Raw genomic sequence first — 21,015 nt, 5'->3', positions numbered from 1 at the left:
ATCAGTTCATTCTTCCGAAGGCCTGCGCCAACAGCTTTACGTTCTTCGATAGGCGCAGCTTGAACAGGTAGGGCTGTGCGCGCGTCTCGAGCTCGCGCATGATGCCGTCCGACCCGAACCCGCAGTCGCCGCGTACCATCTTCGGTCTGTGATGGGCGGGCAGTTCATCGAGGATCGTGAGCAAGCCGGGCAAGGTGTGACTGCCCGAGTGCTCGTTGCCCGCTTTGACCTCGACCCCCATCACCAGGCGCAGCCCGGCCATCAGGTAGGTGTGATAACTATGCGAGGGCCGGCCCGGCTTCTTCGGGTTGTACGACACGACCGCCCCCTCCTGCTTGCCGTACAGCGGCTTGATCGTCGTGTCGATGTCCAGAATCCAGGGCACATCGAGCAAGGGCGCGGTGCTCTGGCGCAGGTGGTCGTCGAGCCAGCTCACCCCTTTGTCTTCGGGAATCGCCACCAGCGCCCGGCGCAGCGCGTCCTCGCTGATCACCTTGTTCATCCCCAGCAGCCCCGGATTGACCCCATCGCAGCGGATCGTCGTGACGTGCGAGTAGCGCCGGTGCCCCGACAGAATCGACAGCAGCCAGGTACCGAGCACATCGGCCTTGGTCGGTGCGTTCGGGCTCGAGTACGACAGCGGGCAGCGATCCTGCCAACACGACCACAACCCGGTCAGTGTCAGAAATTCAATGAAGTAGGCCAGTTGCCCCATCGGCGTGGCCGCACTGTCGGTCTCCCAGCGAACCCGCACGCGACCGCCCGCCGTCTGCACCCCGGCACACGACAAACGCATTTCCTCACGCTGCAAATGCTTCAATTTCGACTCACCCATCGGGTGACTCCCTCGATCAACAGCAAACCCATAGCCTGCCAGCGGTTCGAGCAAGCTGCACATCACCAACTGAGATTTTTAGGATGAATGTGGGAGGGATTGTTCCGCGCGCACGGAGCCTGGAGAAGGACGCCGCTCAGTGACCGGTTACTTACCGAAGTACCGAAGGCTAACTGGGGTATTGGTGGGGTGTCTGCGAAGGACTTGGGGCGCTGAGAACCGCACGCACGCTTGCGCGGCAGTCCCTCAAGCCCGCGCCGTGATGCTGTCGCGCATGTCGTCAACGACACCGAGGAAGGCTTCCAGAATGGGGGCGCGGTCATCTCTTCTGTATATGCAGCTGAGGTCGACTCTCGAATTGGGCGGAAGCTCGGTGAGAGGTCTGTATACGACGCCAGGCAGTGCTAGCGATGTGGCCGACTCCGGCACGAGACACGCGCCGAAACCGCCGGCGGCGAGCGCCACGCCCGTAATTGCGTCGCTGACCTCATGTAGGATTTGAGGCTCGAAGCCCGCTTCATGGCAGAGCGTCATGACCTTGTCGATGAAATTCGGACGCGCTCCGGTCGGGAACAGCACCAGAGGATGCTCCCTGAGCTCCGGGAAGCTCACTGAGCTTTGCGTTGCCAGCGGATGGGAGTGGCTGACCGCAAGCAGCAGATTCTCGGTTACGACCAACTTGGTCTCGATATCCGGCAACGGTGCCACCATTCGGTTGAAACCGACCGTGATCCGCCTCTGACGAAGCGCCTCGATCTGCTCACCCTTGTTCATCGTGTGCAGCACGATCCTCACTTCGGGATAGGCCTGCCGGAACGCGTGCAGCAGCTTGGGGATCGCGTCGAGAATCGCCGTGCCGAAGATGCCCACATCGAGGCGACCGAGCTTGCCTTGCCCCGCCCGTTGAGTGCGTTCAGTGGCCTGCTCCACGATGGCGCGGATGTTGCGCGCCTCCTCGAGGAACAGCGCGCCGGCCTGCGTCAGCTCGACGCCCCTTGGTGTGCGCGTCAGCAGGCGGACGCCGAGTTCCTCTTCGAGCTGCTGGATCTGGCGCGTCAGCGGCGGTTGCGAGATGTGAAGTCTGGTCGCGGCGCGACCGATGTTCTGTTCTTCAGCGACCGCGATGAAGTATTTGAGATGACGCAGGTCCATCCTTACCGCCCGAAATTTGCATGCGATGTGAGCATACCTTAAAGGTATTGATGGGTCCATAAATCGGTATTGGACTGCATTTCGCGCCCTCTATATGGTTCGGACCATCCCGGCAAGCTCCACATGGAATCGGGATTCCAATACCAGATAGAGGAGGAAGGCATGGAAAAAAAAACGCCGCCGCGCTGCCCGGCCAGGATCCGTAGAAGCCTGCTCTGCCGCGCAGTGACCAGCGCATGTGCAGGCTTGGCCGTTTCCGGGACGGCATTGGCATTCCAGATCGACACGGGCAACCCCGACATCAGGATGTCGTGGGACAACACCGTCAAGTACAGCGCGAGCTGGCGTGTGCGGGGTGTGGATGCGGGGGTGGCCGACAACTCGATCGGGCCGCAGGTCAACACCAACGACGGCGACCAGAATTTCGGGCGCGGCCTGGTCTCAAACCGCCTCGACCTGCTCTCGGAGTTCGATTTTCGCTTCAAGCGCAATTACGGCTTTCGCGTCAGCGGTGCGGCCTGGTACGACCAGGTCTACAACGAGTCGAACGACAACCCGGGTGCGCTCGGCGGCGCGCTGCTGAATCAGCGCTCCCGTCCGTACAACGAGTTCACCCGCGACACCGAGAAGCTGCATGGACGCAAGGCGGAGTTCCTCGACGCCTTCGTGTATGGCAGCTTCGCGCCGGGCGGCATGAACCTCAACCTCAAGGCCGGTCGCTTCACCCAGTTGTATGGCGAGAGCCTGTTCTTCGGCTCCAACGGTATTGCCGGTGCGCAGACGCCGCTCGATCTGGCGCGCGCCCTGTCCGTGCCGAACTCGCAGTTCAAGGAGGTTGCGCGTCCGGTTGGACAGGTCTCGGCCACGCTGCAGATCAACGCCGATGTGACGGTGGGCGCCTACTACCAGGCCGAGTGGCGCAAGTCGCGGTTGCCGGCGGCCGGGAGCTATTTCAGCTTTGTCGACTTTGTGGATGACGGCGGGGAGCGCCTCATTCTTGGGCCCGGCGCCGAAGTGTTTCGTGGTGACGACATCGAAGCCAAGGATTCGGGTCAGGGCGGGGTGCAGATCCGCTTCAAGGCGGGTGATTCCGAATACGGTTTCTATGCGGCCCAGTTCCACGACAAGATGCCGCAGTTCTATGTGCGTCCGGGTGTCAATGTGAAGCCGGGAAGCGTCGGTGACTACGTCATGGTGTACGGTGAAAACATCCGTACCGTCGGCGCCAGCTTCAGCACCTTGCTCGGCGAGACCAACGTTGCGGGTGAATTGTCCTTCCGCGACAACATGCCGCTGGTCGGCAGCGGTATCACGATGATCCTGCCGGGCAACACCACGGCCGACGGCGACGACAATGCCGCCTTCCCCAAGGGCCGCACGATGCATCTGAACCTGTCGGCCATCAGCGTCCTTGGTGCAAGCCCGCTCTGGGATGGCGCGAGCTTCGTCGGTGAATTCGCCTACAACCGCCGCCTGAAGGTGACGGACAACGCCGATCAACTGGACCCGCTCGCCACGCGCGACGCCAGCGCGATCCAGTTCGTGTTCACCCCCGAGTACTTCCAGGTGGCGCCGGGTCTCGACCTGCAGGTCCCGATCGGCCTCGCCTATGGCCTGAGCGGTCGCTCGTCGGTGAATGGCGTGCTCTTCCCGTCGGAGCAGGGCGGCAACCTCAGCATCGGCGTCAAGGCCGACTACCAGAAGACCTGGCAGGCGGGCCTGAACTACACCCACTACTTCGGTTCGGGTGGTTCGGTCATCCGTTACAACACGGCGGTGTCCGAGCTCTCCTATGAGAACTTCCATCGCGATCGCGACTTCATTTCGCTGTCGATCCAGCGCACGTTCTGATTCTGCATAACGAGAACCTCCGGAGACGAATGATGATCAAGCACAACATGCTTTGGGCGGCGATGGCTGCCGGATTGCTGGTTGCACAAGGTGCCGGCGCCGCCGTGACCGCCGAAGAGGCCGCCAAGCTCAAGAGCACGCTGACGCCGCTGGGTGCGGAGAAGGCCGGCAACAAGGACGGGAGCATTCCCGCCTGGGATGGCGGCATCACCAAGCCTTTGACGGCAGGCAAGTCGGTGGGCGACATCCCCGGCGAGATCTTTGCTAACGAGAAGCCGGTCTACCAGGTCACCGCGAAGAATATGGCCGAGTACGACAGTCTGCTTTCGGAAGGTACGAAAGCGCTGCTGCAGAAGTACCCGGACAGCTTCCGTCTTGACGTCTATCCCACGCATCGCACGGCGGCTGCGCCGCAGCGCGTGTACGACAACACGGCGCTGAACGCCACCCGCTGCAACACGAAGGATGGCGGCTATTCGCTGGAGAATTGCATCGGCGGCATTCCCTTCCCGATTCCCAAGGAAGGCGTCGAGGTGATGTGGAACTTCCTGCTGCGCGTCGAGGCACCGTCGATCGAGTACCGGTTCAAGAACATCGTCGGCAACGCGGACGGCTCGCACACGCTGGCCACGCGCAACGAGATCTCCTTCCAGTACCCGCCGTTCTACGAGGATGCGACGGTCGAGAAGTGGTCGGGCGAGTACTCGATGTTCCGGTTCAATACCCTTGAGCCGCCGTTCAAGGCCGGCGAGTCGCTCGTCATCCGTGACAGCATCGACCAGAAGAATGCTCGTGCGGCCTGGCAGTATCTGGTGGGTCAGCGTCGCGTGCGCCGGGCGCCGACCGTGTCTTACGATACGCCGGACTTCGTGTCCTCGGGCGCGAACTACTTCGACGAAGTGCAGGGTTTCTTCGGGCAGCTCGATCGCTTTGAATGGAAGCTGGTGGGCAAGCAGGAAATGCTGATTCCCTACAACAACAATGGCTTCGTGGGTGCCAAGCTCGAAGAGGCGCTGTCGAAACATCACCTGAATCCGGACAAGGTCCGTTGGGAGAAGCACCGGGTCTGGGTCGTCGAGGCGACTGTGGCGCCGGGCAAGCGACACGCCGTGCCGAAGCGTCGCTACTACCTGGACGAAGATACCTGGCTGATCGCGCTGATGGACGGCTACGACGCTGAAGGCAAGCTGTGGCGTACGACGCAAGTCACGCCCTTCGTCGTGCCGAAAATCCCGACGACGCTGATGAAGACTGCAACAGTCTTCAACCTGCAGGCCGGCACCATGAGCGTGATTCAGGCACTCAACGACGAAGACTTCAAGGTCGTTACGCCGAAGCCGGAGAAATATTTCACCGGTGACGCGGTGGCCGCCGACGCTGCGCGTTGATCGTATCGGCGTCTCTTGCCACGGCCCTGCACGGTGATGCAGGGCCGGTCGGCGAATTCTCCTCTCTCTCTGGATTTTTCATCCCTGTGCGTCGCGCCAGCGCTTCGCACCGCGGTGAGCTAATGGACAGGCATCATGGTGATCAGGCTCAAGGACCGCAGGCGTGTCGCGGCGGTTGCATTCGCCTTGCTGGCGGCGTCTTCGGCCGCGACGGTGTTCGCAGCGCAGCGGCAGGCGCTGCCCGATTTGCTCGACGCGCCCGCGGCCGCGGACCTGCGGGCACAGATCTCGCCGCAGCTCAGTGTCGCCGTGGCGGGCGAGCGTCTGGTCGGTGTCGGCGTACGCGGGATCGTGCTGCTGTCCGACGACGGCGGTCGGGTCTGGCGCCAGGCGAAGTCCGTACCGGTCAGTGTCGCGCTGACCGATGTGCACTTCGCGACACCGACCGAGGGCTGGGCCGTCGGTCACAGTGGCGTGATCCTGCGCACCCGCGACGGCGGCGAGACCTGGCAGTTGCAGATGGAGGGCCGCCGGCTGGCGCAACTCATCCTCGACGACGTGCAGGCGCGCACGGCCGCGGGGGATGCGTCACTGGGCCGCGCTTTGCGCGACGCCCAGCGTTTTGTCGAAGAAGGCCCCGACAAGCCCTTCCTGGGGGTGCGTTTCGTCGATGCGCGGCGCGGCTTTGCCGTGGGCGCCTATGGCATTGCGCTGATGACCGAGGACGGGGGGGAAACCTGGCAGTCCCTGATGGGGCGCATCCCGAACCCGCGCGGCGTGCATCTGTACTCCATCCAGCAGCGCGACGCCGATGTCCTGATCGCGGGCGAGCAGGGCGCACTGTTCCGCTCGGAAGACGGCGGCCAGCGCTTTGTTGAGCTCGAGACGCCGTATCCGGGCACGTTCTTCGGCGTACTGATCATCGACAGCGACACGCTGCTCGCCTATGGGCTGCGGGGCAACGTGTGGCGCAGTGCCGACCGGGGCGCCAACTGGGAACAGATCGACCTGGGCCAGCCGGTGACGGTGACCAGCGGCAAGGTACTGCTCGATCGCTCGATCCTCCTGGCCGATGAGAGCGGGCGGCTGATGCGCAGCAGCGACGCTGGACGCAGCTTCAAACCCGTCGAAGGCAGCTTTCCGACCGGACTGACCGGACTGGCGCAGGGCAGTGACAAGGCCGTGGTGCTGTCTGGCGTGCGTGGACTGACACGGGTCGATCCGGCTCAACTTGTTGCGGAATCAAGATAATGGCTGTTGCACACACTCTTCCGACCGAAGCGGTCATCGCCGACATCGCAGACTTCGATCACCGCTCGGGTTCCCTTCCGGAACGCCTGCTCTTCAACAACCGGTTCATCGTCGTGGCCGTGTGCCTGCTGGTCACCGTCGTGCTGGCCTACCAGGCGATGGGACTGCGGCTCAATGCCGCGTTCGAGAAGATGATTCCGACGAGCCATCCTTACATCGTCAATTATCTCGAGAACCGCAGCCAGCTCGCCGGCATGGGCAACAGCCTGCGCATCGCCGTCGAGACCCGGAACGGCGACATCTTCAGCGCGGATTACCTGGAAACCGTGCGCCAGCTCAACGACGAGCTGTTCCTGATGCCCGAGGTCGATCGCCCCTACATGAAGTCGCTGTGGGCACCGGCCGTGCGCTGGACGGGGGTGACCGAGGACGGCCTGGATGGCGGTCCGGTCATTCCGGACGACTACGACAAGTCGCCCGAAAGTCTGGAGCAGGTCCGCATCAACGTCGAGCGCTCGGGCGAGATCGGGCAGCTGGTTGCCGCCAACTACCAGTCGAGCATCATCTTAGTGCCCCTGCAGGACCGCATCGCCGAGACCGGCGAGCGCATCGACTACCACGCGCTGTCGCAACGCATCGAGCAGCTGCGGTCGAAGTACGAGTCCGATTCGATCAAGATCCACGTCACCGGTTTTGCCAAGGTCGTCGGCGACCTGATCGAGGGCCTGCAGCAGGTCATGATGTTCTTCGCCGTGGCGATCGTGATCTGTACCGCGGTGCTGTACTGGTACACCCGCTGCCTGCGCAGCACTTTGCTGGTCGTGGCGTGCTCGGTCGTCGCAGTGGTGTGGCTGCTCGGCCTGCTGCCGACACTGGGCTACGAACTGGACCCTTACTCGGTGCTGGTGCCCTTCCTGGTCTTCGCCATCGGCATGAGCCACGGCGCGCAGAAGATGAACGGCATCATGCAGGACATCGGCCGGGGCACGCACCGCCTGGTCGCCGCGCGCTACACCTTCCGCCGCCTGTTCCTCGCCGGTCTGACCGCGCTGCTGGCTGATGCGGTGGGTTTTGCCGTGCTGATGGTCATCGATATCCAGGTGATCCAGGAGTTGGCGGTGACGGCGAGCATTGGCGTTGCCGTGCTGATCTTCACCAACCTCGTCCTATTGCCGATCCTGCTCTCCTACACCGGCGTCAGCCCGGTCGCGGCGACCCGGAGCCTGAAGGCCGAGTTGATGGAGGCGAACGACGCCGAGCACCGCAAGCATCCGTTCTGGGCCTTCCTCGATCTCTTCACCCAGCGCAAGTGGGCGACGATCGCGGTCGCGGTCGGTCTGGTGATGGGGGCGGTCGGGCTGGCCGTGAGCTTCCAGCTCAAGATTGGCGACACCGACCCCGGTGCCCCTGAGTTGCGCCCGGATTCGCGCTACAACCGCGACAACGCCTTCATGACCGCCAACTACGCAGCGAGCAGCGACGTCTACATCGTCATGGTGAAGACGCCTCAGTATGCCTGCGGCCAGTACGACACGCTGATGGCGGTCGATGCGCTCGAGCGCGCGCTGCAGCAGCTGCCGGGGGTCGAGGCGACCAGTTCGCTGGCCGGGCTAGCCAAGGTGGCCAACGCCGGCATGAACGAGGGCAGCCTGAAGTGGCTCGAGATTCCGCGTTCGCAGGACATGCTCAACGCCATCATCACCCGCGCGCCGCGGGAGATGTTCAACCAGAACTGCGACCTGCTGACGGTGTATGCCTACCTCAAGGATCACAAGGCCGACACCCTGGCCAGCGTCGTGAAGGTCACCGAGGACTTCGCCGCCCAGTATGGTTCGGATCAGATCCGGTTCCTCAACGCGGCCGGCAACGCCGGCATCGAGGCGGCAACCAACATCGTCGTGCGCAAGGCCAACGTGCAGATGCTGTTCCTGGTGTACGCGGCGGTGATCGTGCTTGCCTTCATCACCTTCCGCTCGTGGCAGGCGGTTGTGTGCGCGGTGGTGCCGTTGATGATCACCTCGGTGCTGTGCGAGGCCCTGATGGTGTGGCTCAACATCGGCGTCAAGGTGGCGACGCTGCCGGTGATCGCGCTCGGCGTGGGCATCGGGGTCGATTACGCGCTCTACGTCATGACCGTCACCCTCGCACGTCTGAAGGAAGGCATGAGTCTATCGGAGGCCTACTACAAGGCGCTGATCTTCACCGGCAAAGTGGTGGTGCTCACCGGCATCACGCTTGGTCTTGCGGTCGCGACCTGGGTGTGGTCGCCGATCAAGTTCCAGGCCGACATGGGTATCCTGCTGGCGTTCATGTTCGTGTGGAACATGCTGGGCGCACTGATTCTGCTGCCGGCGCTGGGCCATTTCCTGCTCAAGCCGAAGAAAGTGATCGCCGTCTGAAGGCGAAGGAGACAGAACATGTATCAACATCTCTTGGTGCCGATCGACGGTTCCGACTTGGGCGCCCGGCTGGTGACGCAAGCGGTGCGCTTCGCCGCCTCGCTGGGGGCGCGCATCACCTTCTTCACCATGCGCGAGGACTACGGCTCGACCGGAGAAGGGGCGCTGTCGCGCACGCTGTCGCCCGAGGCGTTTGCCGAGGCTTCGCTGGGCGAAGCCAACGCCCTGCTGGCGAAGGCGATTGCCGCGGCAGGGGAGGTCGGCGTCGAATGTGACGGCCTGGCACGAACCGGCGCGCGCGCCTACGAGCAGATTCTCGAGGCGGCGGCCGAGTGTCAGTGCGACCTGATTTTCATGGCCTCGCACGGACGTCGCGGGCTGAAAGCGCTGATGATCGGCTCGCAGACGCAGAAAGTGCTCGCGCATGCCACGCTACCGGTGCTGGTGGCGACGGTCGAGGCCAACGTGCGCTGTTCGGCGGCCGAAGCCGCGGTCACCATCATCAAGGACGAGCATCGGGCGATCGCTGCGATCTGCAGCGGGCTGCGCGAACAGGCCGCCTTGGCCCGTCGGGGAGAGGCGGTCGATTACGGCTTCATCGCATCGATGTTGCATTACCTGCGTGCGTTTCCCGAGCGCCTTCATCACCCCAAGGAAGAGGAATTCCTGTTTGCCAAACTCAGGCAGCGTCACCCCGCAGCGGCGGAAACCCTCGCGGTGCTCGAGCAGGAGCACGAGGAGGGCGGTCGGCTGCTGGCCGAACTCGAGGCGCAGGCGGCGAACCTGGGTGCCGGCGGTGCGTCGAATTCGTCGGGCACGTCTCTGGCCGAGGCCATCGATCGCTTCGTCGACGGGCAGTGGAACCACCTCAACGCCGAAGAGAAGATGATCATCCCGCTCGCGCTCGAGCATCTGAGCGATGATGACTGGGGTGGAATCGAACGCGCGTTTCGCGAGAATGCGCAAATAGGTCGCGGGCACGAGGAGGATGAAGCCTTCCGGAGACTCTTTTCGCGGCTGATGAACATGCGGGTGGGCCGGCAATCGGCGTGACATGGGCGGGTGCATGATCGGGACGTGACGCTATTCAGCGGGGCGTCAGTCGCGTAACGTTTCGCCCTTGGCGCGGCAGATCGTGCCGCCACATGAACAGACCGACCCGCGCCCCTCGTCCACTTGGCGTCGAGCAGGCGCACTTCAGAGTCGGGCGCGGAGCGAAGACATGGCGGAGCAACGACTCATCGAGCAGTTCAACCTGCGCTCGAGGTTGCGTTTCAACATCGACAAAGGCCAGATCTGGCTGGACGAGAATCGGATGCTGCTTTTGCACGCAAGGGCGATGGGGGCCTTGCGCAAGGAGCTGTTCGATTCGCTCGGCCCGCGACGGGCACAAGGCTTGTTGTTGCGGATGGGCTTCATGTGCGGGCAGCAGGATGCCGATTTGGCCTCGAAGTTGTACGGGGTTGGCGACAACTACGACGTTTTTCGCATCGGCCCCGAACTCCACGCCTTCGAAGGGCTGGTCAAGGCCGAGATCACACAGGCTGACATCGATTGGGAGGCCGGTAGTTTCTTCGGCGAGGTCGAGTGGGAAGGCTCATGGGAGGCAGAGTCTCACATGCAGCAGTTCGGCGTCGGGCATGAAGCTTCCTGCTGGACGCTGGTCGGCTATGCCTCGGGCTATGTCAGCCGATTTTTCCGGCGTCCGGTCGTTTTCCGCGAGACACAGTGCATCTGCAAGGGAGACCCCAAGTGCGCCATCGTCGGTAAGCCGGTGGAAGCCTGGGGTGACGATCCCTATGTGTTGCATTTCAACCCCGAGAACCTCGACTGGAAGTTGCAGGAGATGGAGGCGGAACTGGTCGAGTTGCGCGGGCAACTGCGTGAACGGCACGAGCCGGGGAAGTTGGTCGGTGCATCGGGGGGATTCCGTGCGGCTTTCGATCTGCTCTCGAAGGCCGCACGCAGCCCGATCAACGTCTTGTTGCTCGGTGAAACGGGCGTGGGGAAGGAGGTTTTTGCGCGCTGGCTTCATGACAACAGTGATCGCAGTGACCAGCCTTTCATCGCGGTCAACTGTGCGGCCATACCGCATGATCTGCTCGAGTCCGAGTTGTTTGGCGTTCAGAAGGGCGCGTATACCGGTGCTCAACAGTCACGGCCCGGTCGCTTTGAGCGTGCGGAGGGCGGAACCCTTTTTCTCGACGAACTCGGTGAGTTATCGCTGGCAGCCCAGGTGAAGTTGCTGCGTGTCTTGCAGACGGGAGAGGTGGAGCGGCTGGGCGATGACAAGACGCGTAAGGTGAACGTCCGCCTGGTTGCTGCAACCAACGTCAATCTGCAGCAGGCGATTGCCGAAGGGCGCTTTCGATCGGATCTTTATTACCGACTCGCGACCTACCCGGTGACCATTCCGCCGCTGCGCGACAGAAAACCTGACATCCCGCTGCTGGTGGCGTCGATGCTGGAGAAATACGCGCCCCGCTATCACAAGACCATCAAGGGGCTGACCGACCGCGCCATGCAGGCGCTGATGTCCTATGACTGGCCGGGCAACATCCGCGAACTTGAGAACCTGATCGAGCGCGGCGTATTGCTTGCGCCGTCGGGCGGGCAGATCGAGGTCGATCACTTGTTTGCCGGTGGCGCGCCGGGACTTGAGACGAGTGGTGCGGAGGTGGGGCGTGAGGGTGTGGTGGGGGATGTTGTCATGGCAGACCGCGATCGGCTGTGCGAAACCCTGCTGGGTGCGGAAGGCTTCGACCTTGAAGCGCACGAGGCGAGGCTGCTGAATCTCGCCGTCCAACGCTCGGGTGGCAACCTGACCCATGCGGCACGCCTGCTGGGGATCACCCGTCGCCAGTTGGCTTATCGCTTGAAGCAGTGCGACGGCGAGGGAAAACCGCAGAGCAACTGAATGTCTCCGCCTTGAATCGATGAGTTGTATGCAGATGGCCGCGTGATCCGCGGCCATCTGCATTTCTGGCTTCTGCGTCGAGTGCAGCATGCGTGCGAATGACCGACTCGAGGTTTGTGTTGCGCTGCACCGTGACGGTTTTGTAAGGACAAAACGGGGGCCGTACAAAAACGTAAGGTGGTGCTTTGTGAGTGCGGTTCCTATTTTTGATAAAAATCAATAAAAACAAAAGCTTGATGCGTCTGGCACGGCGTCTGCATAAGTAGATGTGAAAGATAAATAAACAGGGTTGATGCTTGACGCTTTTGTACGGTCTGCTCAGCCCACTTTCACAGTCGAAACAGGAGACACCTCAATGGCAATGACTGGAGTGCTGCGCCCCGGGCACGCGCAGGTTCGCGTGCTGGATCTCGAAGAGAGCGTGAAGTTTTATCGCGACGTATTGGGTCTGGTGGAAACCGGGCGTGATGCGCAGGGACGGGTGTATTTCAAGTGCTGGGATGAGCGCGATCACAACAGCTACATCATCCGCCAGGCTGATTCGGCGGGAATCGACTTCTTTGGCTTCCGCGTCCTGGACCGCGCCACGCTCGACAAGCTCGATGCCGATCTTCAGGCCTACGGGCTCAAGACCGAGCGGATCCCCGCCGGCGAGTTGCTCGAAACCGGCGAGCGCGTGCGTTTCGAGCTGCCCTCGGGCCATCTGATCGAACTCTATGCCGAGAAGAAGGCGGTCGGTAACGGTATCGATCTGGTCAATCCGGCGCCGTGGTGTGCCCAGCGCGAACATGGCATTGGCCCGGTCCGGCTCGACCATGCCCTGCTCTACGGCCCGAATGTGGCCGAAGTGCAGAAGATCTTCACCGAGGTGCTCGGCTTCTACCTCGTCGAGCGTGTGCTCACGCCCGATGGTCAAGGCAATGCGGCGATCTGGCTGTCGTGCTCGCACAAGGTGCATGACATCGCCTTCGCCGAGTATCCCGAGAAGGGCAAGCTGCACCACTGCTCCTTCCTGATGGAGACCTGGGAGCAGGTGCTGCGCGCGGGCGACATCATGTCGATGAACAAGGTGCCGGTCGATATCGGCCCGACCCGCCACGGTGTGACGCGTGGCTGCACGATCTACGCCTGGGATCCGTCCGGTAACCGCTTCGAGACCTTCATGGGCGGCTACCAGCCTTATCCGGACTACGAGACGCTGACATGGACCTTCGACAACTTCGGCCAGGGTCTGGATTACCCGCAGCGCAAGCTGCACGAGACCTTCCTGACCGTCGTGACCTGAGCGGTATCGCCATGACTGCGACCGAAAGGGCGACGACGCCCCCCAGCGAGTTCGACACCTCCCGCCGCTTCGTGCGGGTCACCGGCGAGCGGCCGAATGGCTTTGTCGAGTTCGACTTTGCGATTGGCGAGCCTGAGCTGTTCGTCGAGATGATCCTGAGCAAGGCGGCTTTCGAGGAGTTCTGCGCCGCCAATGCGGTGGAAATGCTCGCGGCAGACAGCGAAGAGCATCGGGAGAAGACGCCGGACGACTTCAACTGGCGGCTCGCAGACGCGACCCACACGCGCTTCAGATAAACCGTAAGAAGGGCGCCTCCAGTGGAGGCGTGAAAGGAGACATTTACATGCAGATCGATCTTCGTACCGTCAGCATCCAGCCTCAGCGCAATGCGTTCGACCACCTGGTGCGTCGTTTCGGCGACAAGCCGGCGTCGCGCTACCAGGAGGGGAGCTACGACATTCAGGCCGCCGAGAACCTGCACTATCTGCCGACCTGGGATCCGGAGCAGCAGCTCTACGACCCCAGCATCAGCAAGATCGTGATGAAGGACTGGTACGCGCTGAAAGACCCGCGCCAGTTCTACTACAGCACCTATACCCTGACGCGGGCTCGTCAGCAGGACACCACCGAGGCCAACTTCGATTTCGTCGAGTCGCGCGGCCTCGGCGACATGATGGCGCCTGAACTGCGCGAAGCCGCTTTGCGTCTGCTGGTCCCGCTGCGCCATGCGGCCTGGGGTGCCAACCAGAACAACACCTTCATCTGTGCTTACGGTTTCGGCACCACCTTCACCCAGCCGTGCATGTACCACGCCATGGACAACCTGGGTATTGCGCAATACCTGTCGCGTCTTGGCTTGCTGCTGGGCGACGTCGAGGCGCTGGAAGCGGGGAAGAAGGCCTGGATGGAGGATGCCGCGTGGCAGGCCCTGCGCCGCTACGTCGAGGACAGCATGGTGGTGCGCGATCCGGTCGAGCTCTTCGTGGCGCAGAACGTTGTGCTCGATGGGCTCCTGTACCCCTTGGTCTATGAGCGCATCGTCGATGACTACCTGTCGGTCAAGGGCGCGAGCGCCGTTGCGATGCTCACCCAGTTCATGGCCGAGTGGTTCGACGAAACGCGCAAGTGGGTGGACGCCGTGTTGAAGGTGGCTGCGGCCGAATCCGACGCCAACCGCGAAGTGCTTCAAGGCTGGATCAACGATTGGAGCAACCGTGCTACCTCAGCCTTGCTACCGGTGATCGAGCTGGTGTTGGGCAAGGAGGCTGATGACGCCATTGCCGAACAGGTCGACGCATTCAAGCAGCGCATCCAGAAAACCGGGATCACTCTCTGAGGAGTCGCAATGTCGACCGTATTCATTGCCCTACAAGCCAACGAAGAAACCCGTCCGATCATCGATGCCATCGAGATCGACAACCCGAAGGCCGTCGTCAATCGCCAGCCGGCGATGGTGAAGATCGATGCGCCCGATCATCTCGTGATCCGTCGCGAGACCATCGAGGAGCAACTCGGGCGTGCATTTGATCTTCAGGAACTGCAAATCAACCTGATCACCCTCTCGGGCAACGTGGACGAAGACGAAGACACGCTGACCCTGACCTGGAACAGCTGAGCGAGGAGCGCACCATGGACATGAAAGTTGCCAAGAAGAAGCTGGGTATGAAAGAGCGCTATCGCGCACTGACGCGTGATCTGGGCTGGGAGCCGAGCTATCAGTCGAAGGATGCGCTGTTTCCGTACGTCAAGTACGAAGGCATCAAGGTTCACGATTGGGACAAGTGGGAAGACCCGTTCCGCCTGACGATGGATGCCTACTGGAAATACCAGGCCGAGAAGGAGCGCAAGTTCTACGCCATCATCGACGCCCATGCGCAGAACAACGGCCACCTTAACCTCACCGACGCACGCTATCTGTCGGCGCTGAAGATCTTCCTGCAGGCGATCAGCCCGGGCGAATACGCCGCCCATAAAGGTTTTTCCCGCGCCGGCCGTGAGTTTCCGGGTGTCGGCACGCAGGTGGCGTGTCAGATGCAGGCGATCGACGAGATCCGCCATGCGCAGACACAGATCCATGCGATGTCGAACTACAACCGCTACTACGACGGCTTCCATGCCTTCGTCGATGCGCGCGACCGCATCTGGTACACCTCGGTGGCGCGTTCCTTCTTCGACGATGCGATGTCTGCCGGGCCGTTCGAGTTCATGATCGCGATCGGCTTCTCGTTCGAGTACGTGCTGACGAACCTGCTGTTCGTGCCCTTCATGTCCGGTGCCGCCTACAACGGCGACATGGCGACGGTGACCTTCGGTTTCTCCGCGCAGTCGGACGAAGCACGCCACATGACGCTGGGCCTGGAGTGCATCAAGTTCATGCTGGAGCAGGACCCGGACAACCTGCCGATCGTGCAGGCCTGGATCGACAAGTGGTTCTGGCGCGGCTTCCGCGTGCTGGGGCTGGTCAGCACGATGATGGATTACATGCTGCCCAAGCGCGTGATGTCCTGGCGTGAGGCCTGGGAGATCTACGGCGTGGAGAACGGCGGCGCGCTGTTCCGCGATCTGGCGCGCTACGGCATCCGTCCGCCGAAGGGCTGGGATGACGCCGAAAAGGCGATCGACCACATGTCGCACCAGTTCATGCTGGGCTTGTACCAGTGGAGCTTCGGCACGTCCTTCCACAGCTGGATCCCGCCCGAGGAGGACATGGACTGGCTGTCGGCCAAGTATCCGACCACCTTCGACAAGTACTACCGCCCGCGCTGGGAGCACATCAAGAAGCTGAAGGCCGCTGGTACGCCGTTCAAGAACTTCGGCCTGGCGCGCCTGTGCCAGTGCTGCCAGTTGCCGAGCGTGTTTACCGAGCCCGACGATCCGACGATGATCTGCCATCGTGAAACGGTCTACAAGGGCGAGAAGTACCAGTTCTGCTCCGACGGCTGCAAGGACATCTTCGAGCACGAGCCGGAGAAGTACATCCAGGCCTGGCTGCCGATGCCGGCGCTGTTCAGGGAGTTCGGCGGTGACGTACCCGCGTGGATGGACTGGGTCGGCCTGCGTGATGGCTCGGATAACGGCGATTACGACGGATCGCGGGATCAGAAACACTTCAACGAATGGCGCAACCTCGCCACGTCGAACCGCTGACCCGCATCTGACGGCAGAGCGCGCGCCCTGGACATGGGCGCGCGCTGTTACCAAAAAAATGGAGACTGAATCATGGCTGTGACCGCACTCAAGGAATACATCGGTGTGCCGCGCGATAGCATCGAGCACTTCGGTGGCAAACAGATCGTCTATGCGAGCTGGGATCACCACCTGCTCTTTGCCTCGTCCCTGATGATGTGCCTGCCCATCGACATGCCCTTCGGCGAGATGGTGAATGGGCCGCTGACGGCGCTTGTCGCGCCGGACCCCGACAGCGCTGCGCTGGACTGGAAGAAGGTCGAGTGGATGAAGGACAACAAGCCCTTCACACCGGATTTCTCCAAGAGCCTTGCCGAGAACGGCATCGGACACAAGGATCAGATCCGCTTCCACACCCCTGGCCTCAACTCCTTGCTTAAAGTGGCCTGAGGGCGTAGCGATGAGTTACGAACTGACCATCGAGCCGCTTGGCCAGACCATCGAGATCGAGGAGGGGCAGACGATTCTCGATGCGGCACTGCGCGCCGGCATCTATCTGCCGCATGCCTGCTGTCACGGGCTGTGTGCGACCTGCAAGATTCAGGTGACCGATGGCGAGATCGATCATGGCGAGGCTTCGACTTTCGCCCTGATGGATTTCGAGCGGGATGAAGGCAAGTGCCTGGCCTGTTGTGCCCGGGCAGAGAGCGACCTCGTCATCGAAGCCGAGATCGAGGAAGACCCGGATGCCGAAAATCTGCCGGTGCGCGATTTCGATGGCGTGGTGAGCCGGATCGAGACCTTGACGCCGACGATCAAGGGCGTCTGGATCAAGCTCGATGATCCTGAAGGCATCCGCTTTCAGGCCGGTCAGTACATCAACCTCGAACTGCCGGGCGCAATCGGCAGCCGTGCGTTCTCGATCGCCAGCGTGCCCTCGCAGTGCGACGAGATCGAACTCAACATCCGCATCGTGCCTGGTGGTGAAGCCACGACTTACATCCACGAGAAGCTGCTGGCCGGTGATCGGATGCGCCTCAGCGGACCCTATGGTCGCTTCTTCGTAAAGAAATCGGCGAAGGTGCCCGTCGTTTTCATGGCCGGCGGTTCGGGGCTGTCGAGCCCGCGTTCGATGATCCTCGACCTTCTGGAAGAGGGGTTCGAACTGCCCATTACGCTGGTCTATGGGCAGCGTAATCGCAGCGAGCTCTACTACCACGACGAGTTTCTCGCGCTGGCCGAGAAGCACGACAACTTCCGTTACGTGCCGGCGCTGTCGCACGAGCCGGAGGGGTCTGACTGGAGCGGTTTCCGCGGCTTTGTGCATGAGGCGGCGAAAGCGGCGTTCGACAATGATTTCCGTGGCAACAAGGCCTATCTGTGCGGGCCGCCCTTGATGATCGAGGCGTGCATCACGACGCTGATGCAGGGTCGCTTGTTCGAGCGCGACATCTACACCGAGAAGTTCATCTCCGCAGCGGACGCACAACAGGTCCGGAGTCCCTTGTTCAAAGCGATCTGAGGGCAGATGCACGATCCGGGGCGCCGCGTGCGCCTCTTTTTTTGTCGTGTATACATACCTAATAGGTATTAATGAATCGATAACAAAGTATTAGACGGTATTTCGTGTCTTTTCTAGACTCTTACTCAAGCTGCAGTCAAGGGCCCGTGACACGGTGATTCCAAGCGGTGTTCGACGGAGATCCCGGACGGACTGGCTAACAACTTCATATGTGGGGGGACCATGCGTCTTGTAGAAAACTTCATCGCTGGCGAGTACCAGGCCTCGGTTAGCGGTCGTCGCTTTGAGAAGCGCTCGCCGCTCGACAACCGGGTCATCGCCTCCGTCACCGAGGCGGGCCGTCCTGAGGTCGATGCTGCCGTCAGGGCAGCGCGTGCCGCGCTGCGGGGCGAGTGGGGCGGCCTGACGACCGAGCAGCGTGTCGATCTGCTGTATGGCGTCGCCAACGAGATCACGCGGCGTTTCGAGGATTTCGTTGCCGCCGAGATGGCCGACACCGGTCAGCCCAGCCATGTAATGCGCCATGTGTTCATTCCGCGTGGCGCGGCCAATTTCAAGGTGTTCGCCGACGTCATCAAGAATGTGGCGTCCGAGTCGTTCCAGATGGCGACGCCGGACGGGCGCGGCGCGCTGAATTACGCGATGCGCGTGCCGAAGGGGGTGATCGGCGTCATCTGCCCGTGGAACGCGCCCTTCATGCTGATGACCTGGAAGGTCGGGCCCGCGCTGGCATGCGGCAATACGGTGGTGGTCAAGCCGTCCGAGGAGTCGCCGCAGACGGCGGCGCTGCTGGGTGAGGTGATGAACGCGGTCGGCATCCCGAAGGGCGTGTACAACGTCGTGCACGGTTTCGGGCCGGATTCGGCCGGTGAGTTCCTGACCCAGCACCCGGGCGTCGACGCGATCACCTTCACCGGCGAAACCCGAACTGGTACGGCCATCATGAAGGCAGCCTCGGAAGGCATGCGCGACGTGTCCTTCGAACTGGGCGGCAAGAATGCCGGCATCGTCTTCGCCGACTGCGATTTCGATGCTGCGGTGGAAGGCATCTTCCGTTCGTCCTTCCTCAATACTGGGCAGGTCTGCCTCGGTACCGAGCGCGTCTATGTCGAGCGGCCGATCTTCGAGCGTTTCGTGCAGGCGCTTAAGGCCAGGGCCGAGGCGGTGAAGTACGGGCGGCCCGAGGATCACGACGCGAACTACGGTCCGCTGATCAGCCACGAGCATCGCGAGAAGGTGCTGTCCTACTACCGCAAGGCGGTGGAGGAGGGCGCAACCGTCGTGACCGGCGGTGGGGTTCCCGAGATGGCGGGCGAGCTGGCGGATGGGGCCTGGGTGCAACCGACGATCTGGACCGGCCTGTCTGACGATGCCGCCGTTGTGCGCGAGGAGATCTTCGGGCCGTGCTGCCACATCCGTCCCTTCGACTCCGAGGATGAAGTGGTCAATCTCGCCAACGACAACGTCTATGGTCTGTCGACCACCATCTGGACCACAAACCTGGCGCGTGGTCACCGCATGGCCGCACGCATCGAGGTTGGCATCACCTGGGTGAACAGCTGGTTCCTTCGTGATCTGCGCACGCCGTTCGGCGGCTCGAAACAGTCCGGCATCGGGCGCGAAGGCGGCGTGCATTCGCTCGAGTTCTACACCGAAACGCGCAACGTCTGCGTCAAGCTCTGAGGCGAATCATGGACGACAGCAAGATCAAGCAGTACGGCGACGAGCTTTACGAGTGCTGGCGCGACCGCCGCACGGTCGCTCCGCTACGTGAGCGCGAACCCGACATCACCATCGCCGATGCGTACCGGATCCAGGAGCGATTCGTTGCCCGACGACTGGCGGCAGGCGAAACCATCGTCGGCAAGAAGATCGGTGCGACCAGCAAGCCGGTGCAGGACTTCCTCGGTGTTTACCAGCCCGACTTCGGCATGCTGACCTCGGGCATGGTCTATCAGGAAGGCGACACGCTCGACCTGAGCACCCTGATCCAGCCCAAGGCCGAGGCCGAACTGGCCTTCGTGCTCAAGGAAGACCTGAAGGGGCCTGGCGTCACCGCGATGGATGTAATCCGCGCCACCGACTACGTCGTGCCCTGTTTCGAGATCGTCGATTCGCGCGTCACGGCGTGGAACATCAAGATCCAGGACACCGTGGCAGACAACGCGTCGTGCGGCGTCTATGTGCTTGGCAAGACCAAGGGAGACCCGCGCAAGCTCGACATCACCCTCGCCGGCATGGTGCTGGAGAAGAATGGCGAGGTGTTCTCCACTGGCGTCGGTGCGGCGGTGCAGGGTTCGCCGGCGAACGCCGTGGCCTGGCTTGCCAATACGCTCGGCGAGCTCGGCATCCCGTTCAAGGCGGGCGAGTTGATCCTGTCGGGCTCGCAGTCGGCCTTGGTGCCGGTGGTCGATGGCGACGAGCTGGTGTGCACGGTGGGCGGCCTCGGTAGTTGTCACGTCAAGTTTTCCGGGAGCAGTGCGGTATGAGCATGAACATCACCTTGTCCCGCGAGGACATCGTTCGCCTCTGCGAGCGCGTCGAAGGCGCGCAGACCCGGGCCTACGCCATCCCCAAGCTGACCGACGAATATCCCGGCATGACGATCGGTGATGGGTATGCGGTCCAGAACGAACTGCGCCGTCGCTTCATCGCCAAGGGCCACAAGCTGGTGGGCTGGAAGGCCGGGCTCACATCGAAGGCGAAGATGCAGCAGATGGGGGTCAGTGTGCCGTCGATCGGCTTCCTCACCGATCGCATGGCGCGCCCCGAAAACGCCGCGATCTCGACGTCCGACCTGGTGCATCCGCGCGTCGAGTGCGAAGTGGCATTCGTGATGAAGAAGGCGCTGGCCGGTCCCGGCTGCACGCGCCAGGACGTGCTGGACGCGACGGACTACGTGCTGCCGGCGGTCGAGATCATCGACTCGCGCTTTTCGGGATTCAAGTTCGATCTGGCCAGCGTCATTGCCGACAACGGCTCGTCGGCGCGTTTCGTCGGTGGTGGGCGAGCGCGCTATGTCGATGAACTCGACCTCAGAACGCTCGGCGTGGTGATGGAGAAGAATGGCGAGATCGTCGGCATGGGGGCATCCGCAGCGGTGATGGGCCATCCCGCTGACGCCATCGCCATGCTGGTGAATATCCTCGCCGAGCTCGGCGAAACCTTGCCCGCCGGAAGTTTCGTCATGAGTGGCGGGATCACCGAAGCGGTTGCAGTCAAGCCGGGTGACAGCGTGACTGCCCGCTTCCAGGAACTTGGCAGCGTGTCGATGCGCTTTGTCGAGTAA

General features: G+C 62.4%; 18 protein-coding genes. 16 read left to right on the top strand and 2 right to left on the bottom strand.

Going from position 1 to position 21,015, the window contains the following annotated elements; genetic code table 11:
* Position 1: 1 nt before the first annotated feature.
* Positions 2–835: a transposase gene (locus CCZ27_RS10850; RefSeq protein WP_096448087.1), complete on the bottom strand. Its 834-nt coding sequence runs from the start codon at positions 833–835 to the stop codon at positions 2–4.
* Positions 836–1,081: 246 nt separating this feature from the next.
* Complete coding sequence (locus CCZ27_RS10845; protein ID WP_096448085.1) at positions 1,082–1,987, bottom strand: LysR family transcriptional regulator; 906 nt, start codon at positions 1,985–1,987, stop codon at positions 1,082–1,084.
* 162 nt (positions 1,988–2,149) lie between these two features.
* Here CCZ27_RS10845 and CCZ27_RS10840 point away from each other — a divergent pair, with 162 nt between their 5' ends.
* The 16 genes from CCZ27_RS10840 (at position 2,150) to dmpH (ending at position 21,015) form a co-directional block, all read left to right on the top strand.
* On the top strand, positions 2,150–3,838 hold the full coding sequence (locus tag CCZ27_RS10840; RefSeq protein ID WP_096452423.1) for a DUF1302 domain-containing protein: 1,689 nt from the start codon (positions 2,150–2,152) through the stop codon (positions 3,836–3,838).
* Between the two features lie 32 nt (positions 3,839–3,870).
* Positions 3,871–5,226 carry a DUF1329 domain-containing protein gene (locus CCZ27_RS10835; protein ID WP_096452421.1) on the top strand — a complete coding sequence of 452 codons (1,356 nt, stop codon included), beginning with the start codon at positions 3,871–3,873 and terminating at the stop codon, positions 5,224–5,226.
* A gap of 135 nt (positions 5,227–5,361) precedes the next feature.
* Positions 5,362–6,477, top strand: a complete 1,116-nt coding sequence (locus CCZ27_RS10830; protein WP_096448083.1) for a WD40/YVTN/BNR-like repeat-containing protein — start codon at positions 5,362–5,364, stop codon at positions 6,475–6,477.
* Positions 6,477–8,876 carry an efflux RND transporter permease subunit gene (locus CCZ27_RS10825; protein ID WP_096448081.1) on the top strand — a complete coding sequence of 800 codons (2,400 nt, stop codon included), beginning with the start codon at positions 6,477–6,479 and terminating at the stop codon, positions 8,874–8,876. Before CCZ27_RS10830 ends, CCZ27_RS10825 begins: the two co-directional genes overlap by 1 nt.
* An 18-nt stretch (positions 8,877–8,894) precedes the next feature.
* Positions 8,895–9,929, top strand: a complete 1,035-nt coding sequence (locus tag CCZ27_RS10820; protein ID WP_096448079.1) for a universal stress protein — start codon at positions 8,895–8,897, stop codon at positions 9,927–9,929.
* A 169-nt stretch (positions 9,930–10,098) separates the two neighbouring features.
* The gene (locus CCZ27_RS10815) at positions 10,099–11,793 is read left to right on the top strand and encodes a sigma-54-dependent Fis family transcriptional regulator (RefSeq protein WP_096448077.1); all 1,695 of its coding nucleotides are present in this window, start codon (positions 10,099–10,101) and stop codon (positions 11,791–11,793) included.
* A gap of 355 nt (positions 11,794–12,148) precedes the next feature.
* Positions 12,149–13,078: a catechol 2,3-dioxygenase gene (locus tag CCZ27_RS10810; protein ID WP_096448075.1), complete on the top strand. Its 930-nt coding sequence runs from the start codon at positions 12,149–12,151 to the stop codon at positions 13,076–13,078.
* An 11-nt stretch (positions 13,079–13,089) separates the two neighbouring features.
* Positions 13,090–13,374: a phenol hydroxylase subunit gene (locus CCZ27_RS10805; protein ID WP_004252880.1), complete on the top strand. Its 285-nt coding sequence runs from the start codon at positions 13,090–13,092 to the stop codon at positions 13,372–13,374.
* A gap of 47 nt (positions 13,375–13,421) precedes the next feature.
* Complete coding sequence (locus CCZ27_RS10800; RefSeq protein WP_096448073.1) at positions 13,422–14,414, top strand: aromatic/alkene monooxygenase hydroxylase subunit beta; 993 nt, start codon at positions 13,422–13,424, stop codon at positions 14,412–14,414.
* Between the two features lie 9 nt (positions 14,415–14,423).
* Entirely contained in the window at positions 14,424–14,693 is a 270-nt protein-coding gene (locus CCZ27_RS10795) for an MmoB/DmpM family protein (RefSeq protein WP_004252884.1), read from the top strand.
* A gap of 14 nt (positions 14,694–14,707) precedes the next feature.
* Positions 14,708–16,225, top strand: coding sequence for a YHS domain-containing protein (locus CCZ27_RS10790; RefSeq protein WP_096448071.1), 1,518 nt, complete (start codon positions 14,708–14,710; stop codon positions 16,223–16,225).
* A 72-nt stretch (positions 16,226–16,297) separates the two neighbouring features.
* Positions 16,298–16,654: a phenol hydroxylase subunit P4 gene (locus tag CCZ27_RS10785; RefSeq protein ID WP_096448069.1), complete on the top strand. Its 357-nt coding sequence runs from the start codon at positions 16,298–16,300 to the stop codon at positions 16,652–16,654.
* 10 nt (positions 16,655–16,664) lie between these two features.
* Entirely contained in the window at positions 16,665–17,726 is a 1,062-nt protein-coding gene (locus tag CCZ27_RS10780; protein WP_096448067.1) for an NADH:ubiquinone reductase (Na(+)-transporting) subunit F, read from the top strand.
* Positions 17,727–17,948: 222 nt separating this feature from the next.
* The gene (locus CCZ27_RS10775) at positions 17,949–19,409 is read left to right on the top strand and encodes a 2-hydroxymuconic semialdehyde dehydrogenase (protein WP_096448065.1); all 1,461 of its coding nucleotides are present in this window, start codon (positions 17,949–17,951) and stop codon (positions 19,407–19,409) included.
* A gap of 8 nt (positions 19,410–19,417) precedes the next feature.
* Entirely contained in the window at positions 19,418–20,215 is a 798-nt protein-coding gene (dmpE, locus tag CCZ27_RS10770) for a 2-oxopent-4-enoate hydratase (RefSeq protein WP_096448063.1), read from the top strand.
* A complete protein-coding gene (gene dmpH, locus CCZ27_RS10765) occupies positions 20,212–21,015 on the top strand; it encodes a 2-oxo-3-hexenedioate decarboxylase (protein ID WP_096448061.1) in 804 nt (267 codons plus the stop codon). The genes dmpE and dmpH overlap by 4 nt, the downstream gene beginning before the upstream one ends.

It is taken from the genome of Thauera sp. K11, from assembly GCF_002354895.1.
Classification (GTDB): domain Bacteria; phylum Pseudomonadota; class Gammaproteobacteria; order Burkholderiales; family Rhodocyclaceae; genus Thauera; species Thauera sinica.
The sequence above is the reverse complement of the archived record's forward strand: the minus strand, read 5'-3'. Positions and strand labels throughout refer to the sequence as shown.

Bases quoted from the DNA above. Each gene is read 5' to 3' on its own strand.
- CCZ27_RS10850 (WP_096448087.1), bottom strand. From the start codon at position 835: ATGGGTGAGTCGAAATTGAAGCATTTGCAGCGTGAGGAAATGCGTTTG.
- CCZ27_RS10845 (WP_096448085.1), bottom strand. From the start codon at position 1,987: ATGGACCTGCGTCATCTCAAATACTTCATCGCGGTCGCTGAAGAACAG.
- CCZ27_RS10840 (WP_096452423.1), top strand. From the start codon at position 2,150: ATGGAAAAAAAAACGCCGCCGCGCTGCCCGGCCAGGATCCGTAGAAGC.
- CCZ27_RS10835 (WP_096452421.1), top strand. From the start codon at position 3,871: ATGATCAAGCACAACATGCTTTGGGCGGCGATGGCTGCCGGATTGCTG.
- CCZ27_RS10830 (WP_096448083.1), top strand. From the start codon at position 5,362: ATGGTGATCAGGCTCAAGGACCGCAGGCGTGTCGCGGCGGTTGCATTC.
- CCZ27_RS10825 (WP_096448081.1), top strand. From the start codon at position 6,477: ATGGCTGTTGCACACACTCTTCCGACCGAAGCGGTCATCGCCGACATC.
- CCZ27_RS10820 (WP_096448079.1), top strand. From the start codon at position 8,895: ATGTATCAACATCTCTTGGTGCCGATCGACGGTTCCGACTTGGGCGCC.
- CCZ27_RS10815 (WP_096448077.1), top strand. From the start codon at position 10,099: ATGGCGGAGCAACGACTCATCGAGCAGTTCAACCTGCGCTCGAGGTTG.
- CCZ27_RS10810 (WP_096448075.1), top strand. From the start codon at position 12,149: ATGGCAATGACTGGAGTGCTGCGCCCCGGGCACGCGCAGGTTCGCGTG.
- CCZ27_RS10805 (WP_004252880.1), top strand. From the start codon at position 13,090: ATGACTGCGACCGAAAGGGCGACGACGCCCCCCAGCGAGTTCGACACC.
- CCZ27_RS10800 (WP_096448073.1), top strand. From the start codon at position 13,422: ATGCAGATCGATCTTCGTACCGTCAGCATCCAGCCTCAGCGCAATGCG.
- CCZ27_RS10795 (WP_004252884.1), top strand. From the start codon at position 14,424: ATGTCGACCGTATTCATTGCCCTACAAGCCAACGAAGAAACCCGTCCG.
- CCZ27_RS10790 (WP_096448071.1), top strand. From the start codon at position 14,708: ATGGACATGAAAGTTGCCAAGAAGAAGCTGGGTATGAAAGAGCGCTAT.
- CCZ27_RS10785 (WP_096448069.1), top strand. From the start codon at position 16,298: ATGGCTGTGACCGCACTCAAGGAATACATCGGTGTGCCGCGCGATAGC.
- CCZ27_RS10780 (WP_096448067.1), top strand. From the start codon at position 16,665: ATGAGTTACGAACTGACCATCGAGCCGCTTGGCCAGACCATCGAGATC.
- CCZ27_RS10775 (WP_096448065.1), top strand. From the start codon at position 17,949: ATGCGTCTTGTAGAAAACTTCATCGCTGGCGAGTACCAGGCCTCGGTT.
- dmpE (WP_096448063.1), top strand. From the start codon at position 19,418: ATGGACGACAGCAAGATCAAGCAGTACGGCGACGAGCTTTACGAGTGC.
- dmpH (WP_096448061.1), top strand. From the start codon at position 20,212: ATGAGCATGAACATCACCTTGTCCCGCGAGGACATCGTTCGCCTCTGC.